The following is a 12,360-nucleotide window of genomic DNA, read 5'->3' as shown; positions in this document are numbered from 1 at the left end:
ACGCGTGCAAGAGTTAATCGAGTCGGTAGGACAACTTTCGGCTAAGCAAAGAAAGGCTCTGGCGGTTCTGCTCAAGCAGAAAGGCGTCAACCTCTTTGACATTGCCCCGGTTTTCAAGCGCACGGCTGAAGAGCCGTTGCTGCTGTCCTACGCTCAGCAGCGCCAGTGGTTCCTCTGGCAGTGGGCACCGCACAGCGCGGCCTACAACATTCCGACGGCCCTGCGCTTGCAAGGGCCGCTGGATGTGCCGGCACTGGAACGCAGCATTGCGGCGCTGATCGAACGCCACGAAACCTTGCGCACGGTGTTCTCTCAAGACAGCGCGCAACCCTTGCAAGTGGTCCTGCCCGCAGGACCTTTTACCCTCGATATTCATCACCTGAGCACTGATCTGGCGCATGACCCGGAGCACTCGATCGAGGCTTTCGTGCAGACCCAGAGCCAGAAGACTTTCGACCTGCAGCACGGGCCGTTGCTGCGTGCCGCGCTGCTACAGGTCAACCCCGCTGAGCATGTGCTGGTGCTGACCCTGCACCACATCGTTTCCGATGGCTGGTCGCTGCAAGTGATGATCGAGGAACTGGTGCAGCTCTATGCCGGGTTCAACCTCGGTCACGACGCCGGTCTGCCGGCACTGCCGATTCAATATGCCGATTACGCCTTGTGGCAGCGCCACTGGATGGAGGCCGGTGAGCAGGAGCGACAACTGGCCTACTGGCAGGAAAAACTCGGCGGCGAACAACCGGTGCTGGAACTGCCGCTGGATCGCCCGCGCGCGGTGGAGCAGAGCTTCGCCGGCGCCAGCCACAACCTGATTCTTGATCCGGCGCTGAGCAATGCCCTCAAGGCCTTTGCCCGGCAGGAAAACGTCACCCTGTTCGTGTTGCTGCTGGCTTCGTTTCAGGCCTTGCTGCATCGCTACAGCGGGCAAAGCGACATCCGTGTCGGCGTGCCGGTGGCCAACCGTGGCCGGGTGGAAATCGAGCGCCTGATCGGCTTCTTCGTCAACACCCAGGTGCTCAAGGCGGACATCGGCACGGAGCAGCCGTTTGTCGAACTGCTGCGTCAGGTCAAACAGACGGCGCAGGAGGCGCAGGCGCATCAGGATTTGCCCTTCGAGCAACTGGTCGAAGCGCTGGAACCGGGCCGCAGCCTCAGCCACAGTCCGCTGTTCCAGGTGATGTTCAACCACCAGGCCGAGCGCCGCGCAAGCGTCGCCACACGCCTCAACGGCCTGAACATCGAACCGCTGGAATGGCAGAGCCAGACCGCGCAATTCGACCTGACCCTCAACACCACCGAACAGGCCCACGGCATCGAAGCGGTGCTCAAGTACGCCACTGACCTGTTCGACGCAGCGACCATCGAGCGCCTGGCGCAGCACTGGACCGCGCTGTTGCAAGCGATCGTCGCCGAGCCGAGCCAGCGTATCGGCCAGTTGCCAATGCTCGATGCAGCCCAGCAGCAACAGCTGTTGGCGCAATGGAATCCGCCGCTGATTGAACAACCGCTGACCCAGTGCATCCAGCAAGCCATCGAGTCTCAGGCCGAGCGGCATGCCGACGCGGTGGCCGTGACCTTCGCAGGACAACGCCTGACCTACGCCGAGCTCAATCACCGCGCCAACCTGTGGGCGCATACGCTGATCGAGCAGGGCGTCGGCCCGGACGTGCGCGTCGGCGTGGCGGTGGAGCGTTCGCTGGACATGATCGTCGCCATTCTCGCGGTGCTGAAAGCGGGCGGCGCCTATGTGCCGCTGGACCCGAGCTACCCGGATGACCGCTTGAGCTACATGATCGACGACAGCGGTATTCACTTGCTGTTGACCCAGGGCCATTTGCTCGGGCAATTGCCGCTGCCGCCGGGGCTGATCTGCTTCGATCTGAATCAGGCGCCGGAGCACGGCATCGCAAGCAACCCGCCATGCCTGACCTCGCCGGACAATCTGGCCTACGTCATCTACACCTCCGGTTCCACCGGCAAACCCAAGGGCGCCTTGCTGCCGCACGGCAACGTCATGCGCCTGTTCAGCGCCACCGCGCACTGGTTCGATTTCGGCGCGCAGGACAGCTGGACGCTGTTCCATTCCTACGCGTTCGACTTTTCGGTGTGGGAGATTTTCGGCGCGCTGTTGTACGGCGGCAAACTGGTGGTGGTGCCCCACGATGTCAGCCGTTCGCCGGAGGATTTCTACACGCTGCTGTGCGATGAAAACGTCACGGTGCTGAACCAGACACCGTCGGCGTTCAAGCCGTTGATGCAGGTCGCCTGCGAGTCGAGCCGCAGCAATGCCCTGCGTTACGTGGTGTTCGGCGGCGAGGCGCTGGAAGTACAGAATCTGCGTCCGTGGTTCGAGCATTTTGGCGACCGCGCGCCGACGCTGATCAACATGTACGGCATCACCGAAACCACCGTGCACGTGACTTACCGGCCGTTGTCGCTGGCGGATCTGCAGAGCAATCACAGCAGCCCGATCGGCGCACCGATTGTCGACCTGTCGTGGTACTTGCTCGACAGCTCGCTGAACCTGGTACCGCAAGGTTGCATTGGTGAGTTGTACATCGCTGGCGCCGGTCTGGCCCGTGGTTATCTGAATCAGGCCGGCATGAGCGCCACGCGCTTCGTGCCCGACCCGTTCAACCGCAACGCCGGCCAGCGTCTTTACCGTACCGGCGACCTCGCACGGCTGCGCGGCGACGGGGTGATCGAGTACATCGGTCGTATCGACCACCAGGTAAAAATCCGTGGTTTCCGCATCGAGCTCGGCGAAATCGAAGCGCAACTGCTCAAGCATCCACAGGTGCGCGAAGCGGTGGTGCTGGCGGTGGACGGCCTCAGCGGTCAGCAACTGGCGACCTGGGTCGTGCCGGCCGAGACATTGAACGCGGACGAGCAGGGCGCGCTGCGCGATTCGATCAAGCTGCACCTGCGCGAAACCCTGCCGGATTACATGGTTCCGGTCAGTTGGGTGTTCCTCGACCGGCTGCCGCTGACCGCCAACGGCAAGCTCGATCGCAAACAACTGCCGCAGCCGGACGTTGCGCAGGTGCAAGAAGCATACGCGGCGCCGCGCAGCGAACTGGAACAGCGTCTGGCGGAGATTTGGCAGGACGTGCTCAAGGTCGAGCGGGTCGGGCTTCACGATAATTTCTTCGAGCTGGGCGGCGATTCGATCATCTCGATTCAAGTGGTCAGCCGCGCGCGGCAGGCCGGCATTCGCTTTACGCCCAAGGACATTTTTCAGCATCAGACCGTGCAGCGTCTGGCCACCGTCGCGCAGCAGAGCGACGCGGTGCAGACGGAGCAGGGCGAAGTGCTTGGCGATGCGCCGCTGACGCCGATCCAGCAGTATTTCTTCCACAGCGAGATCCCGGCGCGGCATCACTGGAACCAGTCGATCCTGCTGACCCCGGCGAAAACCCTGCAAGCCGCGGCGCTGCAACAGGCCCTGGCGCAGGTGCAAAAGCAGCATGACGCCTTGCGTCTGCGTTATCGCCAAACCGAGCAGGGCTGGCAGCAAAGCCACTGCGCGGCGGATCAGCCACAAGCGTTGTTACGCACTTTCACGCTGGACGACAGCGCGGCGTTGCCAGCGCTGTGCCTGGACCTGCAACGCAGCCTCGACCTGCACAACGGCCCGCTGATCCGCGCGGCGCTGATCGATTTGCCGGACGCCAGTCAGCGTCTGTTGCTGGTGATTCATCACCTAGTGGTCGATGGCGTGTCGTGGCGAATCCTGCTCGAAGACCTGCAAAGCGCCTATCAGCAGATCAGCAGCGGACAGCGCGTGCATCTGCCGGCAAAGACCAGCGCGTTCAAGGACTGGGGCTTGCGCCTGCAAGAGCATGCGCGCAGCGCGGCGCTGGACAGTGAACTGAGTTACTGGCGCGAGCAGTTGCGCGACGCGCCGCTCGGTTTGCCGCTGGATAATCCGCAGGGCCAGTTGAACAACCGCTTCGAATGCAGCGTCGACACGCGACTGGATGCCGAACGTACCCGCCAATTGCTGCAACAGGCCCCGGCGGCCTACCGCACTCAGGTCAACGACCTGCTGCTGACCGCACTGGCGCGGGTGCTCTGCGAGTGGACCGCTAGCGACAGCGCGTTGGTGCAGCTCGAAGGCCATGGCCGCGAAGACCTCTTCGATGACATCGACCTGAGCCGCACCGTGGGCTGGTTCACCAGCATGTTCCCGGTACGCCTGACGCCAAACGCCAGCCTGGAAAGCTCGATCAAAGGCATCAAGGAGCAACTGCGCGCGATCCCCAACAAGGGCATCGGCTATGGCTTGTTGCGTTATCTCGGCACCGCCGAAGCACAAGCGGCACTGCATGAACTGGCGCAACCGCAGGTGACGTTCAACTACCTCGGCCAGTTCGATAACAACTTCGACGAAGACGCCTTGTGGCGGCCGGCCACCGAAGACAAGGGCGCCGGTCAGGACGCGAACGCGCCGATGGCCAACTGGCTGACCATCGATGGCCGGGTTTATCAGGGCCAGTTGAGCCTGACCTGGACCTACAGCAGCGACGTTTTCGAAGAGGCGACCATTGTCGGTTTGGCCCGCGCCTACGAAGTGGCGCTGAGCGAATTGATCGACCACTGCCTCAGTCATTCCGGGGGGCTGACTCCGTCCGACGTGCCGCTGGCCGGTTTGTCCCAGGCGCATCTGGACAGCCTGCCGATTGCCGCCCAGCGCATCGAGGACATCTATCCGCTGGCGCCGATGCAGCAGGGCATTCTGTTCCACAGCCTGTACGATGCGGACGCCAGCGCCTACGTCTATCAGATGCTACTGGACATCGACGGCCTCGACGTTGCGCGGTTCCAGCAAGCCTGGCAGCGGGTGGTTGATCGCCATGAAGTGCTGCGCGCCGGTTTCATCTGGGGCCGCGATGGCCTCGATGCACCGTTGCAGGTGATCAACCGCCAACTGACCCTGGAAATGCCGGAAATCGATGTGCGCGATGCCGCCGATCTGCCGGCGCTGCTTGAAGCGCGGGCGCAGGCCGACCGTGAACGCGGGTTCGATCTGCAGAATCCGCCGCTGTTGCGCCTGTGCCTGCTGCGCACTGCCGACGACCGCCATCGACTGATTTTTACCTGCCACCACATCCTCATGGATGGCTGGAGCAACTCGCGGATGTTCGGCGAGGTGTTGCAGGATTACGCCGGCCAGCCGGTGCCGAGCGCGCAGGGTCGCTATCGCGATTTTCTGGTCTGGCTGCAGGGCCAGGACAAGGCAGCCGCGCAGGAATTCTGGCGCGGGCAACTGGCCGAACTCGACGAGCCGACCCGACTGGCCTCGGCCTGCCACGGACGCACCGTGCCGGGGCCGGGCAAACAGATGCATCGTCTGCATTTCGATGAAGCGTTGACCCAGCGCCTGAACAGCTTCTCCCGTCAGCAACAGGTGACCCTCAACAGTCTGGTGCAGGCCGCGTGGCTGCTGGTGTTGCAGCGCTACACCGGCCAGGCCACCGTTGCGTTTGGCGCCACGGTATCCGGGCGTCCGGTGGATTTGCCGGGCATCGAGGAGCAACTGGGGCTGTTCATCAACACCTTGCCGGTGATCGCCAGCCCGCAGGCCAGCCTCAGCGTCGGCGATTGGGTGCGCAGCGTGCAGGACAAGAACCTGCTGTTGCGCGACTACGAACAGACGCCGTTGCAGGACATTCAGCGTCTGGCCGCATTGAGTGGCGAAGCGTTGTTCGACACCTTGCTGGTGTTCGAGAACTACCCAGTGTCCGAAGCGCTGGAGGCCAATCCGGGCGGGCTGCGTTTTTCCGGACTAGAGCATCGCGAGCAGACCAACTACGGCCTGACCCTGATTGCTGGCGCCAGCGAAGTGCTCAACCTCGATTTCAATTACCTTACCGAGCACTTTGCCGAGCGCAGCGTGCTCGCTCTGGCCGCGCATCTGCGTGAGGTGCTGGAGCAATTTATCGAGGCGCCGCAACGGGCACTCGGCGAGATCGGTCTGCTGCCGCTGGCCGAGCGTCAGACGCTGGCGCAGTGGAACGACAATCACGCGGCTTATCCGGCCGAGCGCTTGATCTCGCAGAGCTTTGAAGCGCGGGTGGCGGCGCATCCGCAGGCACTGGCGTTGAGTCATGCCGGCGTGGCCCTGAGCTACGGCGAACTGAACCAGCGGGCAAACCAGTTGGCCCGGCATCTGGTGACGCTGGGTGTCTCCGCCGAAGTGCGCGTCGGCGTGGCGCTGCCGCGTTCGGCGGAACTGGTGATCGCCCTGATGGCAGTGCTCAAGGCCGGCGGCACCTACGTGCCGCTGGACCCGGACTACCCGGCCGACCGCGTGGCCTACATGCTCGATGACAGCCAGGCGAAAGTCCTGCTGACCCAGCATGCGTTGCTGGCGCAACTGCCGTCCAGCGAAGCACACGTGGTGCTGGTCGAGGCCGGTGGCGAAGCGTTCGCCGCGCAGGCACCGGACAACCTGCCGGCGCGCGCCGACTCGGCCAATCTGGCCTACGTGATCTACACCTCCGGTTCCACCGGCAAACCGAAAGGCGTGGCCATCGCCCATCGCAACGTACAGGCGCTGATTGATTGGTCCGCCGAGGTCTACAGCGAGGACGATCTGCAGGGCGTGCTGGCCTCGACGTCGGTGTGCTTCGACCTGTCGGTGTGGGAGATTTTCGTCACCCTGGCGCGCGGCGGGTCCGTGGTCATGGCGCGCAATGCCCTGGAGCTGGCGGACTTGCCCGAGCGTGATCAGGTGCGCCTGATCAACACTGTGCCGTCGGCGATTGCCGCGTTGCAACGCATCGGCCAGATCCCGTCGGGCGTGCGCATCATCAATCTGGCCGGCGAGCCGCTCAAGCAGGCGCTGGTCGACACCTTGTACCGCGAAACTTCGGTCGCCCACGTTTACGACCTGTACGGGCCTTCCGAAGACACCACGTATTCGACCTGGACCCGTCGCGAACTCGGTGGCCAGGCCAATATCGGCCGGCCTTTGCGCAATACCACTGCGTACCTGCTCGACGAGCAATTGCAGCAAGCGCCGGTCGGCATCGCAGCGGAGCTGTATCTGGCCGGTGAAGGCATCACCCGTGGCTATCTGTTGCGCCCGGGCCTGACCGCCGAACGTTTCGTGCCCAACCCGTTGGCGAGCAACGGCGAGCGCATGTACCGCACCGGCGACCTGACGCGTTTCATGGACGACGGCCGTATCGAATACGTCGGCCGCATCGACCATCAGGTCAAGGTGCGCGGCTTCCGTATTGAACTGGGTGAAATCGAAGCGCGTCTGCTGGCCCAGGCCAGCGTGCGCGAAGGCGTGGTGCTGGCGGTCGACCGCGTTGGCGGCCAGCAACTGGTGGCTTATGTGGTACCGGCCGAGGCCGATCAAAGCCCCGCGCAACTGGACGCGCTGAGTGCTGAGTTGCAAGCCGCGCTCAAGGCGCATCTGCCGGACTACATGGTGCCGGCGCAGTGGCTGTTCCTCGAACAGTTGCCGTTGACACCCAACGGCAAACTTGATCGCAAGGCTTTGCCGGCACCGGATGCCAGCCAGGCACAACGCGATTACGTCGCGCCGTCGACGCCGCTGGAGCAGCAGCTGGCCGAGGTCTGGCAGGACATTCTGAAGATCGAGCAGGTCGGCGTGACCGACAATTTCTTCGCCCTCGGCGGTGATTCGATCATCTCGATTCAACTGGTCAGCCGCGCGCGTCAGCAGGGCATTTGCTTCACGCCCAAAGACCTGTTCCAGCAGCAGACGGTGCAGAAACTGGCCGCAGTGGTTTCGCATGCAGACGCGCAATCCGCCAGCGCTGCCGACTACCCGTTGGCGCAACTGGATCAGGCGCAGCTCGATGCCTTGCCGGTGCCGGCGGAGCTGATCGAAGACGTCTATCCGCTGTCGCCGATGCAGGAAGGCATGCTCTTCCACACCCTGTCGGATAACGGCAGCAGCCTTTACGTGCAACAGGTCAGCCTGCCGATCAAGGGCCTCGACGTTGAGCGTTTCCGCCGGGCCTGGGAATTCATCATTGTGCGTCAGGCGATCCTGCGCACCAGTTTCCATTGGCAGGATGGGCTGGCCAAACCGCTGCAGGTCGTCCATCGCCAGGCGCCGTTGCAGATGCAGGTGCTCGATTGGCGTGGGCAGGATTGCAGCGAGGCGGCGATTGCCGAGTTCGCCAGCGCTGATCGCGCGCTGGGCTTCGACTTGGCCGAGGCGCGTTTGCAGCGGGTGACCCTGCTGCAGCTGGGCGACGAGCAGTACCAGATGATCTGGACCAGCCATCACATCCTGATGGACGGCTGGAGCAGTTCGCGGCTGTTCGGTGAGGTCTTGCAGTACTACTCCACGGGCGAGGTGACTGGCGAAAACGGCCGCTATCGCGACTTCATTGCCTGGTTGCAGGCGCAGGATCAGGATGCCCAGGAGCTGTTCTGGAAGGCGCGTCTGGCGGTGGTCAACGAACCGACCGCGCTGAGTCAGGCGATGCACCCGCGTCACAGCGCCGACGTTACCGGTCACGATGCTATCTATTCGAACTGGGACAAAGCGCAAACCGCACGCCTGCTGGAGTTCTGCCGCGACCTGCGCATCACCCCCAACACACTGATCCAGGGCGCGTGGCTGCTGCTGTTGCAACGCTACACCGGTCAGCAGACGGTGACCTTCGGCGCCACCGTATCGGGGCGCCCGGAAAGTCTGCCGAACGTCGGCAACATGCTCGGCCTGTTCATCAACACCTTGCCGATCATTCAGACCCCTCAGGCCGATCAGCGTCTGGCCGACTGGCTGGGTGAAGTGCAGGCCTACAACCTCGACATTCGCGATTACTCCCAGGCACCGCTGGCCGATGTGCAGCGCTGGTCGAACCTTGGTGGTCAGGCGCTGTTCGACAGCATCGTGGTGTTCGAGAACTTCCCGATCGACGAGCGCTTGCAGGAAGAAACCGACACCGAGCTGACCTTCGGCAAATCCATCGGCCACGGTGTGACCAACGTGCCGATGGACCTTGCGGTGATGCTCGGCGACGAGTTGTCGATCGAGTACCTGTACCTGCGCAGCCACTTCAGCGCCGAGGCGGTGCAAGGCATTCGCCTGACCCTGGAAAACACCCTCGCGGCGATGATGGCCGCGCCGTATGAGCGGCTGGGCAACTTGCAGCGTCTGTCCGCCGAACAATGGCAAGCGGCGCAGACCTGGAGTGCCGAGCCTTCCCACCGCCACGCGCCGCAGTTGCTGCCGGAGCTGATCAGCCGTCATGCGCAACAGCAACCGGATGCGATCGCAGTGCAATGCGCCGGCGAAAGCCTGACCTACGCAGAGCTGGAGCGGCAGGCCAATCGACTCGCGCAGTGCCTGATCGCCCACGGTGCCGGTCCGGAAGTGGTGATCGGCGTGGCATTGCCGCGTTCGCTGGAAATGCTGGTGAGCTTCCTCGCCGTGCTCAAGAGCGGTGCGGCGTACGTGCCGCTGGACATCGATTATCCGCCCGAGCGTCTGGCCTACATGATCGAAGATTCGCGCATGGCCCTGCTGCTGACGCAAACCAGCCTGCGTGCGACGTTGCCTGCACCACAAGGCGTGCGGCGTCTGGAAATCGATCAACTCGATCGCAGTCTTTACAGCGACGCTGCCCCGGTCTGCGATGTTCACGAGCAAGGCCTGGCCTATCTGGTTTACACCTCCGGTTCCACCGGACGGCCGAAAGGCGTGGCCGTTACTCAAGGCCCGCTGAGCATGCACTGCCAGGCCATTGCCGAGTTGTACGAAATGGACGCCAGCAGTTGCGAATTGCACTTCATGTCGTTCGCTTTCGACGGCGCTCACGAACGCTGGCTGAGTACCTTGTACAGCGGCGGGCGTCTGGTGATCCGCGACGGTTGTCTGTGGACGCCGGAGCAGACCTATCAGGCCCTGCACGATTACGGCGTGACCATCGCCTGCTTCCCGCCGGCCTATCTCAAGCAACTGGCCGAGTACGCGGCCGCCAGCGGCATTGCGCCGCCGCCAGTGCGCATCTACTGCTTCGGTGGCGATGCGGTGCCGGACCAGACCTTCGAACAGGTCAAAGCCGCGTTGCGTCCGCAATACTTCACCAACGGCTACGGCCCGACCGAAACCGTGGTCACGCCGATGCTCTGGAAAGTCGCCATCAGCCAGCACTGCGAAGCGGCGTATGCGCCGATCGGCCGCGCGGTCGGTGCGCGCTCGCTGTACGTGCTCGACGACGATCTGAATCCGCTGCCGCCGGGTTTTGCCGGTGAGCTGTACATCGGCGGTTACGGCGTCGCTCGAGGTTATTACGGGCGCCCCGACCTGACCGGCGAACGCTTCGTGCCCAACCCGTTTGCCCCCCGCGAGCGCCTGTACCGCAGCGGCGATCTGGTGCGTCGTCGCCCGGACGGCGTGGTCGATTACGTCGGGCGCATCGACCATCAGGTCAAGGTGCGTGGCTTCCGCATCGAGCTAGGCGAAGTCGAGGCCAGTCTGCGCCAGTTGCCGGCGGTCAGCGATGCGCTGGTGATTGCCCGCGACAATGCCTCCGGCAAGCAACTGATCGGCTACGTGGTCACTGCCACGGGTGATGATATCGGCGATGAACTCAAGGCCGGGCTGCGCGCTTCGCTGCCGGAATACATGGTGCCGGCGCAGATCGTCTGCCTCAGCGCGTTCCCGGTTACACCCAACGGCAAACTCGATCGCAAGGCCCTGCCGGAGCCGGAGTTCAAAAGTGACGAATATGTTGCCCCGCGCACCGAGCAGGAACGCCTGTTGGCGGAAATCTGGGCGCAGGTGTTGCAGGTCGAGCAGGTCGGTATCAGCGATAACTTCTTTGAACTGGGTGGCGATTCGATCCTCAGCCTGCAAGTGATCTCGCGGGTGAGAAACCACCCGACGCTGCAGATGGAGCTGAAGCTGCGTGATCTGATGCGCTATCAAACCATCGCCGGCATTCTCGAGCAGCAAGTGGCGAAGCAGGGCGCTGGGCAAGCGCTGCCGGACCTGACTCAGGTTGCCGCAGAGGGCGCGTTCAATTTGCTGCCGATCCAGCAATGGTTCTTCGCCGAAGGCATGGCCGAGGCGCATCACTACAACCAGTCGTTGCTGCTCAGCGCACGTCAACCGCTGGATCTTGATGCACTGGAACAGGCACTGGGCTTGATCGAACAACATCACGATTCGCTGCGTCTGCGTTTTTCCAACGACGGCGGGCGCTGGTTGCAGCGCTATAGCACCAGCGTGTCCGACGAGGCTGTGCTGTGGCGCCGTGAAGCGCAAAGCAGCGAAGAGGTCGAAGCCTTGGCCAACCTCGCGCAGCGCAGCCTCAAACTCGATGACGGGCCGGTCTGGCGGGTCATGCATGTAGCCTTGCCGGATGGTCAGGCGCGGTTGCTGGTGGTGATTCATCACCTGGTGGTCGACACCGTGTCGTGGCGGATTCTGCTCGACGATCTGAAAGTCGCTTATGAGGCGTGCGTGCAGGGGCTGGCGCCGCAACTGCCGATTCGCACCAGCAGTTATCGTTCGTTTGCCGAGGCATTGCAGGCGCAGGCGCCGGTGATTGCCGAGCAGGAATTGAGCTATTGGCTGGAGCAACTGGATCAGCCCGGCGTTGATCTGCCGTGCGACAACCCGCGCGGCAAGAATCTTGTGCGGCAACAGGCGCAGGCACGGCTCAAACTGTCCCGCGAGCACACCGAACAACTGCTCAAACAGGCCCCGGCGGTGTACGGCACGCAGATCAACGACTTGCTGCTGTCAGCGCTCAGCCGCGCGCTGTGCCGCTGGAGTCAGCAACCGTCGGCGCTGATTCTGCTTGAAGGGCACGGTCGCGAAGACCTCTTCGAATCGATCGACCTGAGCCGCAGCCTCGGCTGGTTCACCAGCATGTTCCCGGTGCGTTTGCGTCCGGACGGCGACGACATCGGCCAGTCGATCATCGATGTGCAGGCGCAACTGGCGGGCGTACCGCAGAAGGGCGTCGGCTACGGCGTGTTGCGTCATCTGGCCGGGCCGGAAATCTCTGCGCAACTGGCTGCATTGCCGCAGGCACGGGTGACGTTCAACTACCTCGGGCAGTTCGACCAGAGCTTCGATGAACAGGCGTTGCTGGTGCCGGCACTGGAAGAGACCGGCGACAACTACAGCCTCAAGGCAAACCTGGGCAACTGGCTGGAAATCGTCGGCCAGGTCTATGACGGGCAACTGGCCTTGCGCTGCATCTACAGCAGTCAGCGTTACCGCGCCAGCACCATGGATGCGCTGATGAGCGATTACCAGCGCGAGCTTGAAGCGTTGATCGAACATTGCATGGCGCGGGTGGGTTGATCACCCGGCCTTTTGCGCGGGCGCTGCCCAGGCGCGCCCGT

1 protein-coding gene is annotated in these 12,360 nt (G+C 63.4%); it reads left to right on the top strand.

What is annotated here, in order from left to right:
* Positions 1–4 precede the first annotated feature (4 nt).
* On the top strand, positions 5–12,319 hold the full coding sequence (locus JWU58_RS18085) for a non-ribosomal peptide synthase/polyketide synthase (RefSeq protein ID WP_206420712.1): 12,315 nt from the start codon (positions 5–7) through the stop codon (positions 12,317–12,319).
* The last annotated feature ends 41 nt before the right edge of the window (positions 12,320–12,360 follow it).

Origin of the sequence: Pseudomonas atacamensis (genome assembly GCF_017167965.1) — a bacterium.
Lineage (GTDB): Bacteria > Pseudomonadota > Gammaproteobacteria > Pseudomonadales > Pseudomonadaceae > Aquipseudomonas > Aquipseudomonas atacamensis.
The sequence above is the reverse complement of the archived record's forward strand: the minus strand, read 5'-3'. Positions and strand labels throughout refer to the sequence as shown.